The sequence below is a fragment of the Dankookia sp. GCM10030260 genome (genome assembly GCF_042666655.1).
Lineage (GTDB): Bacteria > Pseudomonadota > Alphaproteobacteria > Acetobacterales > Acetobacteraceae > Paracraurococcus.
In genome coordinates this window covers 105,794-124,925 of record NZ_JBHTDE010000006.1, presented here as the reverse complement: position 1 = coordinate 124,925, position 19,132 = coordinate 105,794, and the positions used below count along the sequence as shown (strand labels likewise).

16 protein-coding genes are annotated in these 19,132 nt (G+C 73.1%); 6 read left to right on the top strand and 10 right to left on the bottom strand.

Annotated features, from left to right (window positions below; all coding sequences use genetic code 11):
* Positions 1-62: 62 nt before the first annotated feature.
* On the bottom strand, positions 63-1,391 hold the full coding sequence (locus ACFQS7_RS19685; RefSeq protein WP_380068830.1) for a TldD/PmbA family protein: 1,329 nt from the start codon (positions 1,389-1,391) through the stop codon (positions 63-65).
* A 383-nt stretch (positions 1,392-1,774) separates the two neighbouring features.
* Between ACFQS7_RS19685 and ACFQS7_RS19680 the strand changes: the two genes are divergently transcribed.
* Together ACFQS7_RS19680 and ACFQS7_RS19675 are read left to right on the top strand one after the other, a co-directional pair.
* Positions 1,775-3,232, top strand: coding sequence for a sensor histidine kinase (locus tag ACFQS7_RS19680; protein ID WP_380068829.1), 1,458 nt, complete (start codon positions 1,775-1,777; stop codon positions 3,230-3,232).
* Positions 3,229-3,603: a response regulator gene (locus ACFQS7_RS19675; RefSeq protein WP_380068828.1), complete on the top strand. Its 375-nt coding sequence runs from the start codon at positions 3,229-3,231 to the stop codon at positions 3,601-3,603. The genes ACFQS7_RS19680 and ACFQS7_RS19675 overlap by 4 nt, the downstream gene beginning before the upstream one ends.
* 159 nt (positions 3,604-3,762) lie before the next feature.
* Here the strand turns inward: ACFQS7_RS19675 and ACFQS7_RS19670 are convergent, their stop codons facing one another.
* The 6 genes from ACFQS7_RS19670 to ACFQS7_RS19645 all read right to left on the bottom strand — a co-directional run bounded on the left by ACFQS7_RS19670 (position 3,763) and on the right by ACFQS7_RS19645 (position 12,602).
* Positions 3,763-5,028, bottom strand: a complete 1,266-nt coding sequence (locus ACFQS7_RS19670; RefSeq protein ID WP_380068827.1) for a M16 family metallopeptidase — start codon at positions 5,026-5,028, stop codon at positions 3,763-3,765.
* A gap of 135 nt (positions 5,029-5,163) precedes the next feature.
* A complete protein-coding gene (locus ACFQS7_RS19665; RefSeq protein WP_380068826.1) occupies positions 5,164-6,234 on the bottom strand; it encodes an SDR family oxidoreductase in 1,071 nt (356 codons plus the stop codon).
* A 202-nt stretch (positions 6,235-6,436) separates the two neighbouring features.
* The gene (locus ACFQS7_RS19660) at positions 6,437-6,592 is read right to left on the bottom strand and encodes a hypothetical protein (protein WP_380068825.1); all 156 of its coding nucleotides are present in this window, start codon (positions 6,590-6,592) and stop codon (positions 6,437-6,439) included.
* A gap of 608 nt (positions 6,593-7,200) precedes the next feature.
* The gene (locus ACFQS7_RS19655; RefSeq protein ID WP_380068824.1) at positions 7,201-9,402 is read right to left on the bottom strand and encodes a glycogen debranching N-terminal domain-containing protein; all 2,202 of its coding nucleotides are present in this window, start codon (positions 9,400-9,402) and stop codon (positions 7,201-7,203) included.
* A gap of 221 nt (positions 9,403-9,623) precedes the next feature.
* Positions 9,624-11,585 (bottom strand): molybdopterin biosynthesis protein, encoded by a 1,962-nt coding sequence (locus ACFQS7_RS19650; RefSeq protein WP_380068823.1) that lies wholly within the window; start codon positions 11,583-11,585, stop codon positions 9,624-9,626.
* A gap of 6 nt (positions 11,586-11,591) precedes the next feature.
* Positions 11,592-12,602, bottom strand: a complete 1,011-nt coding sequence (locus ACFQS7_RS19645) for a molybdopterin biosynthesis protein (RefSeq protein WP_380068822.1) — start codon at positions 12,600-12,602, stop codon at positions 11,592-11,594.
* A gap of 95 nt (positions 12,603-12,697) precedes the next feature.
* On the opposite strand from ACFQS7_RS19645, the gene ACFQS7_RS19640 reads away from it, so the two are divergent.
* The 3 genes from ACFQS7_RS19640 to ACFQS7_RS19630 are packed head-to-tail and all read left to right on the top strand — an operon-like array spanning position 12,698 to position 15,502.
* The gene (locus ACFQS7_RS19640) at positions 12,698-13,756 is read left to right on the top strand and encodes a type III polyketide synthase (RefSeq protein WP_380068821.1); all 1,059 of its coding nucleotides are present in this window, start codon (positions 12,698-12,700) and stop codon (positions 13,754-13,756) included.
* A gap of 1 nt (position 13,757) precedes the next feature.
* Positions 13,758-14,444: a methyltransferase domain-containing protein gene (locus ACFQS7_RS19635; RefSeq protein ID WP_380068820.1), complete on the top strand. Its 687-nt coding sequence runs from the start codon at positions 13,758-13,760 to the stop codon at positions 14,442-14,444.
* Positions 14,441-15,502, top strand: a complete 1,062-nt coding sequence (locus tag ACFQS7_RS19630; RefSeq protein ID WP_380068819.1) for an NAD(P)/FAD-dependent oxidoreductase — start codon at positions 14,441-14,443, stop codon at positions 15,500-15,502. The genes ACFQS7_RS19635 and ACFQS7_RS19630 overlap by 4 nt, the downstream gene beginning before the upstream one ends.
* Here ACFQS7_RS19630 and ACFQS7_RS19625 read toward each other — a convergent pair.
* Positions 15,489-16,457, bottom strand: coding sequence for a tripartite tricarboxylate transporter substrate binding protein (locus ACFQS7_RS19625; RefSeq protein WP_380068818.1), 969 nt, complete (start codon positions 16,455-16,457; stop codon positions 15,489-15,491). The two genes, ACFQS7_RS19630 and ACFQS7_RS19625, sit on opposite strands and share 14 nt — an antisense overlap.
* A 190-nt stretch (positions 16,458-16,647) precedes the next feature.
* Positions 16,648-17,637, bottom strand: coding sequence for a tripartite tricarboxylate transporter substrate binding protein (locus tag ACFQS7_RS19620; protein ID WP_380068817.1), 990 nt, complete (start codon positions 17,635-17,637; stop codon positions 16,648-16,650).
* Positions 17,638-17,777: 140 nt separating this feature from the next.
* Here ACFQS7_RS19620 and ACFQS7_RS19615 point away from each other — a divergent pair, with 140 nt between their 5' ends.
* The gene (locus ACFQS7_RS19615; protein ID WP_380068816.1) at positions 17,778-18,761 is read left to right on the top strand and encodes a catalase family peroxidase; all 984 of its coding nucleotides are present in this window, start codon (positions 17,778-17,780) and stop codon (positions 18,759-18,761) included.
* Positions 18,762-18,824: 63 nt separating this feature from the next.
* Here the strand turns inward: ACFQS7_RS19615 and ACFQS7_RS19610 are convergent, their stop codons facing one another.
* Entirely contained in the window at positions 18,825-19,118 is a 294-nt protein-coding gene (locus tag ACFQS7_RS19610) for a GyrI-like domain-containing protein (protein WP_380068815.1), read from the bottom strand.
* Between the last annotated feature and the right edge of the window lie 14 nt (positions 19,119-19,132).

Genomic DNA, 19,132 nt, shown 5'->3' with positions numbered 1-19,132 from the left:
AAAAGGAAAGGTGGGGTTCGCGGAGGGCATACGTTTCCCTCCGCAAGCTTGCTTGGTATGCCCTAGCCACCCGCCATGGTCAGGCCCTCGACCCGGATGGTCGGGCTGTCGGTGCCGCGACGGAATTGCAGGTCGTCCGCCGGCGTCAGGTTCAGCAGCATATCCTTGACGTTGCCGGCAATGGTGATCTCGCTGACCGGCTCCGCCAGGGCGCCGTCGCGGATCATGAAGCCGGCGGCGCCGCGGCTGTAGTCGCCGGTGACGCCGTTGACCCCCATGCCGATCAGTTCCGTCACGTAGATGCCCTCGCGGATATCGGCCATCAGCGCCGCCGGCGTCATGCTGCCGGCTTCCAGCCACAGGTTGGTGGTGCTGGGCGAAGGCGGCCCGCCGGTGCCGCGGCCGGCATGGCCGGTCGAGGCCATGCCGAGCTGCCGGGCGCTGCGCCAGTCGAGGATCCAGGTGGTCAGGATGCCGTCCTCGACGATGGCGCGGCGGGTACCCTTCATGCCCTCGCCGTCAAAGGGCCGGCTGCGCAGCCCGCGCCGCCGGGTCGGGTCGTCCACCACCGTCAGCCCGGCCGCCATCACCCGCTGGCCCAGCTTGTCACCGAGGAAGGAGGTGCCCCGCGCGACCGCGGCGCCGTTGATGGCGCCCGACAGATGCCCGAGCAGCGAAGCCGCCACGCGTGGGTCGTAGACCACGGGCACCCGGGCAGTCTTCGGCCGGGACGGGTTCAGCCGCGCCACCGCCTTCTCCCCGGCGCGGCGGCCGAGCATGGCGGCGTCCTCCAGATCGGACAGATGGACGCAGCTGGAATAGTCGTAGTCCCGCTCCATCGACGTCCCCTGCCCCGCCAGGGCGGTGACCGAGATCGAATGGCTGGTGCGGGCATATTCCCCGGCGAAGCCGTTGCTGGCTGCCATGGCGATGGCGTAGCGGCCCCAGCCGGCGCTGGCGCCTTCGGAATTGCTCACCCCGGCCACGGCCAGCGCCGCATCCTCGGCCGCGGCGGCGCGGGCGATCAGTGCGGCGGCGTTGGGCTCCTCGGCATCCGCCAGGTCGAGATCGACCGCGACCAGCCCGTCCGGCGCATCGGCGAGGCCGGCGAAGGGGTCCTCGGGCACCACCCGCGCCATGGCGACGGCGCGCTCGGCCAGCGCGGCGAAGCCCTTGGGCGAGGGGTCGGTGGAGGAGACAATCGCCTGACGCTGGCCGAGGAAGACCCGTAGGCCGAGATCGAAGCCCTCGGCCCGTTCCAGCTGCTCGATCTCGCCGAGCCGGCGGGAGACGTGGAGCGAGGCATTGCTGATCAGGACCGCATCGGCGGCATCCGCCCCGGCCCGGCGGGCAGCGGCGACGAGGTCCTGCAGGGTATCGGCATGGGACATGCGGGCGTCTCTCCTCGAACTCCGGCCCTCGAATTCCGGCGGGGCCCGGCCGTCGCGCACGGGGCCCGGCAGCCGGGGCCCGCGACCGCGGCGGATCGGGGGGCGGACCCTGCCCGGCTGCGCTGTAGCATGACGCGATCTTCGCCGGCCAGTTTGCCGCCCGGGCCCGATGCCGCGAGGTTCATCGCGAACCGTTTGTGTCCTCTCGCCCCGCACGGCATCGTCGCCCCGCCTGGCAACACCTGGCCGACGCGTCGCGGCAGCCATGCCCGCGCAGTACCTTCCCTGGATCGATTCCCGCCCTGGTTGAAACGCAACTCCACCGCGGGACAGCGGCGATCCAGGCCGCGGGCGACGCCACCCGCCGTTACGTCCTGCTCGCCATGCTGGGCTACGTCGCGCTGACGCTGGCGGTGCTGCCCCGTGCCGGCGTGGCGGGGCCGGAGATTCCGGGGATCACCGCGGCCTTCGTCGCCGGGATCGTCATCGCCGAGGCGACCACCGCCTTCCTGCTCCTGGTGCAGTTCCACGCGCTGCGTGCCTGGCCGCTGCTGCTGCTCGGCTGCGCCTACCTGCACAGCAGCCTGATGGCGGTGTTCCATCTGCTGACCTTCCCCGGCGCGGTGCTGGCGGGGCGCGGCGTGATCGGCACCGCGCCTTCGACCGCCTGGATCTTCGTCGCCTGGATCCTCGGCCATGCCGGGCTGTCGCTGGCGGGGATCGTCGTCGCGGTCGCGGCGCCTGGCCGCTGCCCAGCGGGGCGCAGCGGCCGGGCGATCCAGGCGGCGGTCGCGACGGTGCTGCTGGCCGTCGCCGCCATCGTCCTGGCCGCGATCCTGATCCCCGACCGGCTGCCCGACCTGATGGGCCGGGAGCTCGCCTGGACGCCGCTGAACATCGCGGCGAACTGGCTGGCGATCGGCATGCTGGCGGCCGGCGCCGCGCTGGTCCTGTGGGTCCTCCGCGACCGCGACGCGCTGTTCCTGTGGTTGGCGCTGGCGCAGACGACGATGGCCTGCGCGCTGCTGGTGTCGCAGCTCGGCGGCGGCCGCTATTCGGTCGGCTGGATCGTCGCCCGGGCCGGCTGGGTCACCTCGGCCGCCGTGCTGTTCCTGTTCTTCCTGGCGCAATTCGTCCGTCAGCAACGCCAGCTGGCACATGCCCGCGACCAGCTCGAGGCCCGCGTCGCCGCCCGCACCGCCGAGCTGCACCAGGCGCTTGGCCAGCGCGACCTGCTGCTGCGGGAGGTCTACCACCGGGTCAGGAACAACCTGCAGGTGGTCGATTCGCTGGTGCGGATGGAGGCGAAGCGGCAGGACAACCCGGCCGTGGCGGCGCGGCTGACCGGCATCCGCAACCAACTGCATGCGCTCGGCCTGGTGCACGCCCAGTTGATGCGGTCGGACGACCTTGCGACGTTCGATATCGCTCCCTTCCTATATGAATTGACATCCAATCTGGAGCGCTCGCTGTCCCCGTTCGATGACGGGGTCCGGATCGAGGTTGCCGCCGATTCGGTCGCGGTGACCATGGATATCGCCGCCCCGCTGGGGCTGATCGTGACGGAGCTTGTGACGAATGCCGTGCGCCACGCCTATCCGCCCGGCTCCACGGGATCCCTGGCGGTTGGATTCCACCGGGTGAGCGGCGATGCCGCGGAGCTGGTCGTCGCCGACCAGGGCCGCGACCCGGCGGCGGTGGAGCGCTATGCCGCGCGGCCGGGCCTCGGCAGCCGGATCGTCGAGGGGCTGGTCGGCCAGCTGGATGGCGCGCTGGCCATCGCCTATCAGGGCGGCACCCGCGTCACGATCCGGCTGCCGCTGCCGGAAGGGCCCCGATGAGCGACCGCGGCGGTCGCGTGCTGATCGTCGAGGATGAGTTCCTCATCGCCGACACGCTGGCCGACATGGTCGCCGCGTTGCGGCTGGAGGTCTGCGCCACCGCCGACAACGCAAGCCGGGCGATCGCGCTCGCCAAGTTCCACCGGCCGGAGCTGGTGCTGATGGATGTCCGGCTGAAGGGCGAGGCGGATGGCGTGGACGCCGCGCAGGCGATCCATGACGTCCTGGGCTGCCCGGTCATCTTCATAACCGGGTCGCAGGAGCCGGCGACGGTTGCCCGGATCAACAGCGGCCACCCCGCGGCGATCCTGTTCAAGCCGATCACCTTCGAGCAGCTGCGCCGCGCGGTCGTGGCGGCGACCGGCGGGTGACCTGAGGCAGGTCCCGGGGCGTGAATGCCCGGAAGCGTGCATCGGCCCCGGGATCGCGGGCCGCAGCGGTGACGCCGCCGTCGAACGCATCCTGCACGGCGAGCCGCGGACACGCCGCCCGAAGACGTGCCCGGGCGCGAGGGAAGCCGTTCCCCCTGGCTAGGCCGCGAGCCGCCCGGCGATCTCCGCCAGGCCCGGCACCTTGCCCGCCGGCCCGAGCGCCGCGAGCGTCGGCGGCGAGCGGAACGCGGCGCGCGCGGCCTCCTGCACCTCGGCGATGGTGACGGCGGCGATCCGCGCCTTGGTCTCCTCGACCGGGATGATGCGGCCATGCACCTGGATCTGCCGCGCCAGCTGCTCGGTCCGGCTGCCGGTGCTCTCCATCGACATCAGCAGGCTGGCGCGGAACTGCGCCTTGGCGCGGTCCAGCTCGTCCTGGGTCACGTCGGTCTGCACCTTGCGCAGCTCCTCGACCGTCACCGGTACCAGCTCCTCGGCCTCCTTCTCCCCGGTGCCGGCATAGACGGCGAAGAGCCCGCCATCCTGGAAGGGATGGGCGAAGGAATAGATCGAATAGACCAGGCCGCGCTTCTCGCGGATCTCCTGGAACAGCCGCGACGACATGCCGCCGCCGAGCAGCGTGCTCAGCAGCAGGGACGGGTAGTACAGCTTGTCCTTGTAGCCGGCGGCGGGAAAGCCGAGGACGATATGGACCTGCTCCAGGTCGTCCTCCTCACGGAACTCGCCGCCGACGTAGCGGGAGGCCTCGGGCGGCGGCGGCGCGACCTGCGGCAGGTCGGCGAAATGGGTCTGCACCAGGTCCAGCAGCCGGTCGTGGTCGACCGCGCCGGCGGCGGCCACCACCATCCGCTCCGGCCCGTAATGGTGGCGCATGTAGTCGGTCAGCGCCTCGCGCTTCATGCCCTTGATGACGTCCTCGGTGCCCAGCGTCGGCCGTCCCATCGGCTGGCCGGGATAGGCGGTGGTCTGGAAGTGGTCGAAGATGATGTCGTCCGGCGTGTCGTTGGCCTGGCCGATCTCCTGCAGGATGACGCCCCGCTCGCGCTCCAGCTCCTCCGGGATGAAGGTGGAATGGGTCAGGATGTCGCCGATGATGTCGGCCGCCAGCCCCACGTCCTCCTTCAGCACCTTGCAGTAGTAGGCGGTGTTCTCGCGCGACGTGTAGGCGTTCAGGTGGCCGCCGACATTCTCGATCTCGCGGGCGATGGCCAGGGCGTCGCGCCGCTCGGTGCCCTTGAAGGCCATGTGTTCCAGGAAATGGGAGACGCCGTTCTCCGCCGCGCTCTCGTGCCGCGTGCCGGCGGCGACATAGGCGCCGAAGGAGACGGTCTCGACCCGCGGCATGTGCTCGGAGACGATGGTGAGGCCGTTGGGCAGGCGGGTGAGGCGGACGGCGTCGGTCATGCGGTTTCCTCGGGGGGTGGCAGCGGGAGCGGCGGCCGCCAGCCGATCAGGGGTTGTCAGCCTGACATGTAGTACCGCCCGGCGCCCAGCGCGACCGTTGCGCGGGGCACCGGCCATTCGGCGGGGGGCCGGGGCTCAGGCGGCGGGGATGATCCGTGCCTGGCGGAGCCGGGCGAAGAGGTCGAAGAAGGCCTCGTCGGTCGCCTGGTAGTCGAGGAAGCCGAGCTTGCGGCTGCGGCCCATGTCGGTGACCACCTCGATCGGCCGGCCAAGGTCGGCGTCGGTGTGCCAGGCCGAGGCCAGCCGGCCGAGGTCAGCCTCGGCCAGGCCGTGCCGTGCCGCGATCCCGGCCCAGATCGGCCCGGCATCGGCCAGTTGCCGCTCCAGCGGCATCGGCTCGGCCGGGAAGGGCGCCGCGGTCAGCCCGAACCAGCCGGCGATGCGTCCCCACATCCAGCTCCAGCGGAAGACGTCGCCGTTCACCACGTTGAAGGCCAGGTCGCGCGCCGCCGGCGTGGTCGCGGCCCAGGCCAGGTGGCGCGCCAGCAGCCTGGCATCGGTCATGTCGGTCAGGCCGTTCCACTGCGTGGCGGAGCCGGGGAAGACGAAGGGCCGGCCGGTCTCGCTGCAGAGCGTGGCATAGGCCGCCAGCGTGACGCCCATGTTCATCGCGTTGCCGAGCGCATAGCCGATGATGGTATGCGGCCGGTGCACGCTCCAGCCGAAGCCGTCGCGCGCGGCGGCGGCGAAGACCGCGTCCTCCTGCGCATAGTAGAAATTCTCGACATCGAGCCGCGGCTGCTCCTCGCGGAAGGGCGTCGCCGGCAGGCTGCCTTTGCCATAGGCCTCGAAGGGGCCGAGATAGTGCTTGAGCCCGGTGACGAGGGCGACATGCCGCACCGTGCCGGCCGGCCGCAGCGCACCGAGCAGGTTGCGCACCATGGCGGCGTTGACGCGGATGTTCTCCGCCTCGGTCGGCTGGCGCATCCAGGTGGTGATGAAGACATGGCTCGGCCGCGCGCCGTCCAGCGCCGCCCGCAATGCGGCGGGGTCGAGCAGGTCGGCGGCAACCGGCCGCAGCCCGGCGATGTCGGTGGCGGGGCGCCGCGCCAGCCCGGCCACCTCCCAGCCCTGGCCGAGCAGGTGCCGCGCGAGGTTGTTGCCGACGATGCCGCTGACGCCCGCCACCAATGCCGATCCGGCCATGCTGTCCACCCGTTCGCCGCGGCCCTGCGCGGCAAGCCGGCAGATCGGTGGTGCGGATCGGTTGGACCAGGGCGAGCGGCGCCGCGGCTGGTCACCTGGCAGTGTGCGGCACGGGCAGCAAGGCCAGGGAGGAAATATCCGCCGTCCGAGCGGCGACATCCGCTGACACTGCGGACCGGGAACATCCTTGACAGCCTTCTGGTTATGTTCCTGCCCTGCGCCGGTCGATCACCCCGGGATCGATCGCCATGAACCGCGCCAGCCGGTCCCCGGCGGACAATCCGAGCAGCCCGCCCGCCGGCGTCCCGCCCAGATCCACCACGCCGCCCTGCCAGGTCAGCCCGCCCCCCCCTGGCACGCCCGCCGCACCTGGTGGTCCGGCGTGGACCACGGCTCCTCCATCCGGCCGGGATGGCGCCAGGCCGAGGGCTGCCACAGGCTGGCGGGGGGGGGCCTCTGTCCCAACGCCTCTGCGGCCGTACCGCGTCGCGGTCCCGCCGGAAGGCGTCGCACCGCGCCTGCCGCTGCACCGGCAAGGCCGCGGCGATCGCGGGCGCCAGCGCCCCCGGCCGGCCATGCGGCGCCCGCGGGCCATCCTGCGGCCCGGACGCCCCGCTCCGCCGCCAGCGCTCGAGCCACTTGTGCCCGGTCTCCCGGCTGATCCCGCAGGCCGCGCGCAACATGCCGATCGGCGCCTCGTCCCACGACGCCGCAACCACGAACCGCAGCCGTTCCTCGACCATCCCACCGATCGTCCAGGGCACAGGCGGGTGCGCCCCACCCGTGACCGAAGACCGCCGGGCATCCCGCCGGTGCGAGCTGCCAGCTATGTCGCCGGTCCGGCCCCTGCCCGGACCCTCCTCCGGTTTCGTAGGGTGGCCCCTGCCGCGCGGCGGGTGCCAGACTGATGGCAAGGAAGGGTGGGGTTCGGCGAGGGCATGCTCCTCCCTTCCCAACCTTCCTTTCTCAGGCCAGCAGCACCGCGCCGATCTCCCCCCGCCGCCCCGGCACGCTCATCGCCACCGATTCCCCTGCCGCCCGGCCGAGTTGCACGTCGATCCGCGCCCCGCCCAGCGACAGCCCACGCAGCAGCACCCGGTCCAGCCCGGCCGGCAGCACCGGCCGTTCCAGCCGCACCTGCCGCGCCGCCGGGTCGAAGGACAGGCCCAGGCAGGCGCCCAGCAGCCCGATCGGCGCCGCCGCCGCCCAGGCCTGCGGCGCGCAGGCCACCGGATAGGCGGTCGGCCCCTGCCCGCCCCGGCGCGGGAAGCCGCAGAACAGCTCCGGCAGCCGCCGCAGGTCGAGCTTGCCGGCCGCCGCGGTCAGCCCCTCCAGCAGCTTCGCCGCCGCGGCGCGGTGGCCGTAGCGGGCCAGGCCCAGCCCGATCAGCGCGGTGTCGTGCGGCCAGACCGAGCCGTTGTGGTAGCTCATCGGGTTGTAGCGGGCTTCGGTCGTCGCCAGCGTGCGGATGCCCCAGCCGGAATGGAAGCTGCCATCCATCAGGTGCCGGGCGACGGAGGCCGCGCGTTCGGGCGAGGCCAGGCCGCCCAGCAGCACATGCCCGGCATTCGACGACCGCACCCGGCAGGGCCGCTTCTCGCCATCCAGCGCCAGTGCGTAGATGCCAAGGTCGTCGCACCAGAAGGTCGCCTCGAACCGCACCCGCAGCGCCTCGGCCTTCGCCTCCATCGCCGCGGCGCGGTCCTCGCCAAGCCCGAGCGCGCGGGCGATGCGGGCGCCGGCACCCCAGGCGGCATGGACATAGGCCTGCACCTCGCAGAGCGCGATCGGCCCCTTGGCCAGGGTGCCGTCGGCGTGGGAGATCGAGTCCCAGCTGTCCTTCCAGCCCTGGTTCGCCAGGCCGGACTCCTTCATCCGGCCATACTCGACGAAGCCGTCGCCGTCGCGGTCGCCATGGTGCTCGATCCAGCCCAGCGCCGCCTCGATGTTGGGCCATAGGCCGCGCAGCGCCTCGGCGTCGCCGGTGCGGTCCAGCCAGGCGCCGGCCAGCGCGACGAACAGCGGCGTGGAATCGATGCTGCCGTAGTAGCGGCGGAACGGCACCTCCCCCAGCTCGGCCATCTCACCGTAGCGGACCTCGTGCAGGATCTTGCCGGGTTCGGCATCCGCCGCGGCGTCGAACCCCTTGGCCTGCATCGTCGCCAGGTGCCGCAGCACGCCGAGCGCGATCGCCGGGTCGAACCACAGCGTCAGCCAGGCCGTGATCAGTGAATCCCGGCCGAAGACGGTGCTGAACCAGGGCACCCCGGCATAGGGGAAGGGGCCTTCCGGGGTCTGCGTGCTCAGCATGGTCAGGTCGGCGCGGGACCGGCCGATCATCTCGTCGAAGCCGCTGTCGGCGGTGGCGACGGTGGCCGAGCGCGCCTGCACCGCGCGCCGCGCCCGGCTGTCCTCCCACAAAGCGCGGAGGAAGGCGGCATCGGCAGGCTCGCGCGGTTCGTGGTCCGGGTTGCAGCGGGTCTCGATCAGCAGGGTGCAGCGCTCGCCAGCGACCAGGGCCAGGTCGAAGACGGCCTGCTGCGGGGTGATCCGGGTCGGCGTGGGCTCGAAGCGCAGCCGGGTCTCCCGGCGCATCTCGTCCAGCCCGGTATAGGCCAGGGCGATCTCGGCCGGCCCCGCTTCCGGCGGGTGCAGGGTGCCGCGGCGGGCGCGCACCTCGCCGCGCACCTCGAACAGGTCGGCGAAGTCGGCGGCGACCTGCAGGCCGATCTCCAGCCGCAGCGGCTGCTCGCCGTGGTTCCGCACCGCGATGCGTTCGTAGCAGACCCCGTTGCGCAGGAAGGTGGAGCGGCGGAGATGCACCAAGTCGCGCTCGACCGCCGGGCGGCCGGGCCCGGCGGGCAGGTCCGGGTTGGTCAGGTCGCAGGTCAGCATGGCGCCGTCGTCGGAGACGGCGGAGCTCAGCAGCAGCGGCTTGCGGCCAGCGACGGTCAGTTCCAGCCGCGACAGGTGCCGCGTGTCGCGGTGATAGAGGCCCTCCGGCCCACCCGGCAGCGGCTGGGCGTCGCCGTTGCGGTTCAGCACGGCGAAGGTGTCGTCGCCCTTCAGCACGCGGGGCCGCATTTCCTGCAGCGAGATGCCGGCGGTGATCGAATGCGCATCCGCGCCGTCGTGCGTCGCCGTGGCGATGGCCTGGGGTATGGACATGACGGTCTCCTCGGGCCCGGTGATCAGGAGAGGAGGGCACAGTCAGGGGCGCCGGCCGCAACCCGGGATAAGCATGATGACGCATGCGTGACCCGAGGGACGCCGCAAGTCATGTCACGGCTCGCATCGCGCCCTGCGGTGGGCGGAGCCCGCCGCAGGTGCGGCCCCCAGGCGGCTGAGGGCACGGCGCGCCATGCCGGCGGTCATGGAAGATGAGCGGGTCAGGCCGGCGCGAAGCCCAGCGCGACCAGCCGCGCCCGCACCGCCGGCGCCCGCAGCGCGGCGAGGAAGGCCTGCACTGCGGGGCGCGACTCGCGCGTCCCGGGCAGGAAGAAGTCGTAGTGCTCGTCGGCCAGCGGCAGGAAGCCGAGCCCGTAGGACGTGGCGACGGTGGCGATGGCGATGCCCCAATCGGCCCGGCCCTGCGCCACCGCGGCGGCGACGGCGTTGTGCGACTTCGGCTGGTTGGCATGGCCGGCCGGCCGCGCGCCGCCGAGCAGCCCGTCCAGCAGGATGCGGGTGCCGCTGCCGGCATTGCGGTTCACCAGCAGGCAGGCCGGATCGGCCGCGGCGCGACGGATCGCCTCGGGCCCATCGAGGCCTTCGAAGCGCAGGTCGCCGCGGCGGTGCACCACGCCCTGCCGCCGGCGCCAGCCCGGCACCAGGCGGAGGCCGGGGGCGAGGAACCGCGCGTTGTAGGTCCCGCTCGCCGCATCCAGCAGGTGCGCCCCGGCCAGGTCGCATTCGCCCCGCTTCGCCGCCGCCAGCCCGCCCAGGCTGCCGACCGCCAGGGTCCTTCCGGAGATCCCCTGCACCGCCAGCGCCTCCAGCACCGCGTCGAGCCCGAGGCAGTGGCTGCCGATGATGGTCAGGTCGGGCGGCCGGGCGGTGCCGATCAGCCGGACGCCGACCGGCGATCCTGCCTCCGCCCCCTGGTCCAACGCCGGGATGGCGAAGAAGCCGTCGGCCTGGGAGAAGGCGGTGACGCTGCCCGAGCCCTTGCCGAGCGGGAAGGCGCGCAACCCGTCGCCCGCCTCGGCCAGCGAGACCATGACGTATTCGGTGCGGCCCAGCTCGCTCGGGGTGCGGACCGCGAGCGTCGCGGTCCGCGTCGCCTCCTCCCGCGCCGGCAGGCCGGCCAGCGCGCGGATCACCGGGACGACGAATTCGTGGAAGGTGAAGACTGCGCTGGTCGGGAAACCGGGCAGGATCGCCACCGGCTTGCGGCCCACGGCCGCGAGGCAGAGCGGCTTGCCCGGCTTCAGCGCCACGCCGTGCACCAGCACGCCGGGCGGGCCCAGCCCCGCCAGGATGCGGTGCGAGACGTCGCCGGCGCCCTTGCTGGTGCCGCCCGACATCACCACCAAGTCGGCGGCTTCCAGCGCCCGGCGGACGGCGGCTTCCAGCACCGCCTCGTCGTCGCGGAAGATGCCCATCGGCAGCGGCTCGCCGCCATGTTCCGCGACGGCGGCACAGAGGATCGCGGCGTTGCTGTCGGTGATGCCGCCGGGCGGCAGCGTCGCGCCGGGCGGCACCAGCTCGTCGCCGGTGGACAGCACGGCCACGCGCGGCCGGCGCACGACGGGGACCGCGGCCAGGCCGGCTGCGGCCAGCATGCCGATCTCCCGGCTCGTCACCAGGGTGCCGGCGCGCAGCAGGGCCTCGCCACGGGCGATGTCGCTGCCGGCGAAGGCAATGGACTGGCCGGGGGCGGCGGCGCGGGACAGCAGCATGACCGGGCCGTCGGGGCCTTCCTCCAGCGCCGTCTGCTCGATCATCACCACCGCATCGGCGCCGCGCGGCACGACGCCGCCGGTGGCGATGGCGGTCGCGGTGCCGGGGGCGACCGCGATCAGGGGCGCCACGCCGCAGGCCAGCACCTCGGCATTCAGCCGGAAGCGGCGCGGCGCGGCCTCGGAGGCGCCGGCGCTGTCGGCCGCCCGCAGCGCGAAGCCGTCCACCGAGGACCGGTCGAAGGGCGGCGCGTCGGCCAGGGCGGCGATGCCCTCCGCCACCACGCGGCCGAGCGCCGCGGCCAGCGGCACCGTCTCGGCCGACAAGGGCCGCAGGTCGAGCGCGGCGTGGAACCGCCGCGTGGCCTCCTCGGCCGGGACGATGTCGAGGAACTGCTCCTGCCTTGCGGCGCGGCGGATGCGGTCGAGCAGGGCGTCGGGGTCAGTCATGCGGCCTCATAGCGGCTCAAGCGCCACCGCGTTGCCGGCCTCATAGCCCTCGACGCCCGGCGGGACGAGCAGCAGGGCATCGGCCGCGGCCAGCAGCCCGGCCGGCAGGGCGCCGATGGCGAGCGGCTCGGCCAGGTCGGGGGCCAGCAGGCGAACGGGGACGATCTCCAGCAGCCCGACGCTGGAGGCGAGCTTGCGCGCCAGCCGGGCCCGGATCGGGACGGGCGGCGGCGCCCCGGCAAGGTGCCGCAGGGCGGGGCGGCCGAGCAGGTACCAGGCGGCCAGCGCCTCCTCCGCCCGGGCCGAGAGCAGCAGGGCGGGGCGGCCGCCAAGGGTGCCAATCCCCGCCGCCATGCCCGGCCGGGCGCCGAGACCGTGCAGCAGCGGCTCGACGCCGGATGCCTCGGGACCGCCGGCGGCCAGGACCAGGTCGGGCGCGGCCGCGTCCCATTCCGCGCCCTCGGCAGCCAGCAGCGCGGCGAACAACGGCCGCAGCGCATCCTCGCCCGCCCAGGCCCAGCGGGGTACCCGCACCGCGACCTGCGTGATTCCGCATTCCGCCAGCGCCGGCAGGTCGCGCGGCGCCAGGCGCTCCCCGGCCCGGCGCAGCATGGTGCCGGCGGCGACTTCCTCGCCCGGCAGCCGCACCCCCTCGCCCGGCGCCACCGCCTCCAGCACCTGGGCGAAGGGGCCGTCCTGCGCCAGGGCGAAGGGCGGCAGCACGGCATCGGTGCCGGTGGGCAGCAGGTCGCCGGGCGCGACCCGGGCCGGCGCCGCGGCCAGCAGCACCGGCGCGTAGGCGCCGGCGCCGAGCGTGTCCGCCGCCGCCACCGCCCAGCCAGCCTGCAGGGCCATCGGCGCCGCCGGCACCGGGCCGGCCGCCACCAGCGGCGCCGCCAGCACCCGCCCGAGCGCGGCCGCCACGGGTCGCCGGCCGGGCGCGACCGGCCCGGGCAGCAGCGCCAGCAGCCGGGCCAGCGCCTCCGCCGGCGCGGTCAGCCGCAGCGGCATGGTCATGTCGTCCTCCAAGCGGCCATCACCCTTCAGGTGGGAAGGCCAGCGGCAGCGGGCCATAGGGTGACGTCGCCGCTGCCGCCCCCATGTCTCTCCGCGTGACCCAGGCCCATATCAATCGCATCGCCACCGCTTTGCCGCGGCACGAGGTGCATGACGCCTTCCGAATCTTCGCCGGGCGGCAGATCAGCGACCCCCGCACCCAGACCGCCTTCGCGCGGCTGGCGGAGCGATCCCATATCACCCGCCGCTATTCGGTGCTGGAGCCGCGCGCGGATTCCCTCGGCACCACCGACGACTTCTACCGGCTGGAACGCTTCCCCGGCACCGGCAGCCGCATGGCCCGCTACGAGGCCGAGGCGCCGGCGCTGGCCGAGGCCGCCGGCCTGGCGCTGGGGCTGGAGGAGGAAGGGCCGGGCATCACCCACCTGATCCTCGCCTCCTGCACCGGCTTCGCCGCGCCGGGGCTCGACCACTGGCTGATCGACCGCTTCCGCCTGCCCGGCAGCGTCGAGCGCAGCGTGGTCGGCTTCATGGGCTGCCAGGCGGCGATCAACGCGCTGAAGCTGGCGCATCACATGGTCCGCAGCGACCCGCAGGCGCGGGTGCTGGTGCTGAACCTCGAGCTCTGCAGCCTGCACCTGCAGCCATCGACCGAGATCGAGCAATTGCTGTGTTTCCTGCTCTTCGCCGATGGCTGCAGCGCGGCGCTGGTGACGGCCGAGCCGCAGGGCCTGGCGCTGGAAGGCTTCCACGCCGCGCTGATCCCCGAAGCCGCCGACCAGATCACCTGGCGGATCGGCGACGGCGGCTTTGACATGACGCTGTCGGGCTTCGTGCCGCTGACCCTCGCGCGCGCTCTGCCGGACCAGTCGGCGGCGATCCTCGGCGGGGCCAGGGTCACCGATTTCGACCTCTGGGCGGTGCATCCGGGCGGGCGCAGCGTGCTGGATGCGGTGATGCACGGCATGGACCTGCCCGAGGCGGCGCTCGATGTCAGCCGCGGCGTGCTGCGCGACCATGGCAACATGTCCTCGGCCACCGTGATGTTCGTCCTCGCCCGGATGATGGCCGAGGCCGAGCGCGGCCAGCGCGGCTGCGCGCTGGCCTTCGGGCCGGGCCTGTCGGCCGAGACCATGCGCTTCCGGGTCGCCTGAAATGCTGGACCAGCGCAGCACCGCCGACGAATGGATGGACGACATGGCGGCCGGCGAGCCGGAATTCGCCGCCGCCCTCGACGAACTCGGCCGGATCAACCGGCTGACCTTCGCCTTCAACCCCGTGCTGTCCTGGCTCGATCGGCTGGTGCGGCAGACCGGGGCGACGGAGCTGTCCATCCTCGATGTCGGCTGCGGCGGCGGGCAGATGCTGACGGCGATCGATGCCTGGGCGCGGAAGCGCGGCGTGGCGGTGACGCTCGCCGGGCTCGACCACAGTCCCTGGGCGGCGCGCTATGCCGCCGCGCAGGGCGTGCCGGCGCGGATCATCACCGCCGACCTCTTCGACCTCGATGCGGCGGAGCGGTTCGACGTGGTGCTCTGCAACCTCTTCACCCACCACCTGCGCGACCCCGACCTGGTGCGGTTCCTGCACTGGTCGGAAGACCGGGCGACGCGCGGCTGGCTGATCTCCGACCTGCACCGCCACTGGCTGCCCTGGGGCGTGGTCTGGGCCGGCTTCCGGCTGATGCGCTTCAGCCCGATGGTGATCCATGACAGCACCGTCTCCATCGCCCGCAGCTTCGTCCGCGCGGATTGGGAGAGGCTGCTGGCCGAGGCCGGGGTGCAGGCGGAACTGCGCTGGGTCTTCCCCTTCCGCTGGAATGTCGGGGTGATCCGCGGGTGATCGCGGTGATCGGCGCCGGCCCGGCCGGCTGCGCCGCGGCGATCATGCTGGCGCGCGGCGGGCGGCGGGTGCTGCTGCTCGAACGCCAGGCGGCGGCGCGGGAGAGCGTCTGCGGCGAATTCCTCGGCGCCGATGCCGCCGCCGCGCTGGCGGAACTCGGGCTGGACCCTTCGGCGCTGGGCGGCGTGCCGCTGGCCCGCGCCCGGGTCGGCTGGGGCCGGCGGGAGGCCGGCTTCGCCCTGCCCTTCGCCGCCTGGGGCCTGCCGCGGCAGGTGCTGGACGGCGCGCTGCGGGACGCCGCGATGGCGGCGGGCGCCGACCTGCGCAGCGGCGTCGCGGTGCAGGGCGCCGAGCCCGGGCCGGATGGCTGGACCCTGCGCCTGGCCGGCGAGGCGATCGGCGCGCGGCAGGTGGTGCTGGCCACCGGCAAGCAGGCCTTCCGCGGGTACCCGCGCGTGGGGGCGCCGCCGGGCGCGCTCGGGCTGAAGCTGCACTTGGCCGGAGTGGCGGCGGGCGATGCGGTGACGCTGCTGCCCTTCGCCGGCGGCTATGCCGGTCTGCAGCCCCTGCCGGATGGCGGGGCCAACCTCTGCGCCGCGCTGCATGGCGAGGCCGGCACCGCGGCGCGCGACGCGGCGGGTTTCCTGGCGCGGGTGGCGGCCGGTTCGGCGCTCGGCGCGCGGCTGCTGGACGGCGCGCGGCCATGCTGGGACCGGCCGCTGGCGGTGGCCGGGGTGCCCTACGGCTTCCGCGCGGCGGCGGGCGGCCCGCCGGGCCTGTTCCGCATCGGCGACCAGGCGGCGGTGATCCCGAGCTTCACGGGCGAAGGCATCGCACTCGCCCTGCATTCCGGCCTGGCGGCGGCGGCGGCGATCCTGGCCGGGGAGGAAGCCGCCCGCTTCCAGGCCCGCTGGCGCCGCCGCAGCGCCTGGCCGATGCGCTGGGCCGGGCTCGGCGCCTGGGTGCTGCGGCAGGCGCCGGGGGCCTTCACCGGGGCCGCCGCGGTGGCGCCGGCCGCGCGCCTGCTGGCGCGCGGCACCCGCGTCAGTCGATGCTGAGCCCGAGCCGTGCCACCATCGCCTTCTCGTACTCCACGCGCTGCTTGGCGAAGGCCAGGTATTCCGCCGGCGGCAGGTATTCCTTCGGCATGTCCCAGCGCCTGATGATCGCCTGGCTGGCTTCGTCCTCGTAGGCCTTGCGGAAGGCGCGGTGCAGCGTGTCGACGATCTCCGGGTCCAGCCCCTTCGGCCCGGTGATCCCGTAGGGCGAGGTGACGACCATGTCGTAGCCGAGGTCGCGGAGGGTCGGCGCATCGGGGAAGGCCGCCAGCCTCTCCCGCGTCCAGACCGACAGCAGCCGCAGCTCGCCGCCCTCCACGTTCGGCCGCCAGGAGGAGCTGTCCGCCACCACGTCGATCTGCCGGCCGAGCAGCGCGGTGACGCCCTCCTGGCTGCCGCGGTAGGGGATGTGGGTCATCTCCACCTTCTCCCGGGCGCAGATCTCCTCCATCGCCAGATGGTTGGTGGTGGCGATGCCGCTGGTGGAAAACGTCAGCTTGCCGGGTGACTTCCGCGCCGCCTCGATCAGGTCGCGGAAGGTCTTGTAGGGGCTGTCGCTGCGCACCGCGGTGCCGAACAGGAAGCCGCTGACCTGCATGATGTAGGTGAAGTCGGCGATCGGGTCCCAGGTCTTCTGCTTGGTCAGGAAGGGGTGCCGCAGGATCGAGAGGTGGTGGTGCGCCAGGGTATAGCCGTCCGGCTGGGCCTGGTTGACCAGGAAGAGCGCCGCCTGGGTGCCGCGGGCGCCGGGCTTGTTCTCGATCAGCACCGGCTGGCCGAGGTCCTTGTTCATGATCTCGAACATCTGCCGGTGCAGCGCGTCCAGGCTGCCGCCCGGCGGCCAGGGGATCAGGAAGCGGATCGGGCGGTTGGGGAAGCGTCCCTGCGCCAAAGCGGGCGTGGCGAGCAGGCTGGCCGCGGCGCCGAGTGCGCCGCGGCGGGTGAGCGTGGTCATACGCAATATCTCTCCCGGATTTTCTTGGGCGTGGTGGCGGGAAGGCAAGGTCGGGGAGGGAAAGCTATTCCCTCCCCAAGCACCACCCTTCCTCTTTGTGGGCTCGGCATTCGCCGCGCGGCAGGTGCCAACCCACAGAAATAGATGAGGGGGTCCGGGAGAGAATACCTTCTCCCCCGGCCGTGCCTTCCTAATCGATCCGCAGGTTCAGCTTCTTTGCCATCGCCTGCTCGTATTCGGCGCGGCGGGCGATGAACTGCCGGTACTCATCGGTCGGGTAGTATTCCAGCGGCATGTCGAATTGCCCGCGCACGTTGGCATTGGCGGGGTCCATCAGCGCCGCTTTGAAGGCATCGTGCAGCACCCGCACCACGCCGGGGTCCATCCCCTTCGGCCCGGACAGCCCGTAGGGCGAGGTGATGACCATGTCGTAGCCCAGCTCCTTCAGCGTCGGCGCATCGGGGAAGCGCGGCGACCGCTGCGCGGTCCAGACGCAGATCAGCCGGAGCTGCCCGCCCTCCACCAGCGGCGCCCAGGCGGAGCTGTCGGCGACGCTCATCACCTCGCCCGAGGCCACCGCGATCGCCGCCTCGTTCGAGGCGCGGTAGGGCACATGGACGATGTCGAGCTTCTCCCGCGCCGCGAGTTCCTCCATCGCCAGATGGTTGGTGGTGGCGATGCCGGAGGTCGCATAGGTCAGCCGCCCCGGATTGGCCCTGGCATAGGCGAGGAAGTCGGCGAAGCTGCGGATCGGCCCGTCGGCCTTGACCACGATCCCGAACATCCAGCCGCAGAGGCCGATGATGTGGGTGAAGTCGGCGTTCACGTCCCAGGGCGGGGTGCGGACGATATAGGGCCGGCGCACGATCGACATGTGCATCTGCGCCAGGGTGTAGCCGTCCGGCTTGGCCTGGCTGGTCAGGAACTGCGCGCCGAGCGTGCCGGAGGCGCCGGGCCGGTTCTCCACCAGCACCGGCTGGCCGAGCGTCTTCGAGGACAGCTCCGCCAGCGAACGCAATTGCGCATCGGCCGAGCCGCCGGGCGGCCAGGGCACGATCAGCCGGATCGGGCGGTCGGGGAATTTTCCCTGGCCGAAGGCGGCGGGCGCCAGGGCAGGCGCGGCCAGTGCCCCGGCGGCGACGGCGAGCACGGCACGGCGGTGGGTCCCGGCAGGCGGCATGGTCTTTTTCCTCCCTTGGTTGCCGCCAGTCTGGCGGGTCGCGCTTGGCAGGAAAAGGGCCATACAACCGAAGCCTTTGTGCGTTCCTCGCGGCCCCGACGCCCGCCTAGTCTGCCGGCATTCAAGAGAAGGGATTGCCGATGCGCATCATCCGGTCCGCCTTGCTGGCGGCGCTGCTCACCAGTCCGGCCTTCGCCCAACCCGCGCCGGCGCCGCTGCCGCAGGCGCTGTTCGACACGATGGTCGCCGGCAATGGCCGGGTCTATCCGGGCTTCCGGGTGAACCACGCCAAGGGCGCGATGTATGAGGGGACCTTCACCCCGGCGCCCGGCGGCGCCTCGCTGAGCACGGCGCCGCACCTGCAATCCACGCCATCGACCCTGCTGATCCGCTATTCCAATGCCGGCGGCATCCCCGATGCGGCGGACAGCGCGGCCGCCTCCGCGGTCCGCGGCATGGCCTTCACCTTCCATTTGCCGGATGGGGCCGAGACCGACCTGATGTGCATCAACGTGCCGGTCTTCCCGTCGCGGACGCCACGGGATTTCCTCGGCCTGCTGCAGGCGGCGGGGGCGAGCAAGCCGGGCGGGCCACAGCCGCCGCCGATCGGGCCATTCCTCGAGGCGCATCCGGAGACCAAGCGTTTCGTCACCATGCCGAAGCCGATGCCGGAGAGCTTCGCCACCGAGGGCTTCTTCGCGCTGCACGCCTACAAGGTCACCAACGCGGCGGGGGAGTCCCGCTTCGTCCGCTTCCGCGTCGTCCCGGCGGCCGGCACCGCCTACCGCGCCGCGGAGACCGTCGCCGCCCTGCCGCCCAACGTGTTGTTCGAGGAGATGCAGGCCCGTATCGGCGCCGGCCCGGTGCGCTACCGACTGCTCGCCCAGGTCGCCGCGGCCGGGGACCCGACCAACGACCCGACCCAGGCCTGGCCGGAGGACCGCCAACTGGTCGAGCTGGGCAGCATCAGCGTGACCCGCGCGGTGCCGGACAGCCTGGCGGCGGAGCGCAAGGTCGGCTTCCTGCCGAACCGCGAATTGCCCGGCCTGGCGGTCTCGGACGATCCCTTCCTGGGGACGCGGGCGGAGGTCTACGGCATCGCCTTCCCGGCGCGGCAGCCGTAAGCGCGGCGGAGGTCGGGGAAGGAGAAGCATTCCCTCCCCACCCCCCGCCCTTCCTTTTGCGGGTTAGGTGCCGCCGCGCGGCAGGCGCCGACTCCCAGAAACATGAGGAGGGGCCAGGGAGGATACTTCCTCCCTGGCCTCGCCTTGTTCCCGCGCCTCCAGCGGCAGGATGATCTCGGTGAGCCGTTCGGCCGGCGGCAGGCTGCGGCAATCGTTCGGGTAGTCCTCCACAGGCGGGTGGTCGGCCGGCTCCTCGCCGCTGCCGGGCAGCCAGTCGTGGTAGAGCCAGGCCCAGGCATCCTCCGGTTTTGCATGGGGTCCCCGGACGCGCAGCACGGCCACGCGCAGCGCCGGCACCGCGATGATCCGGA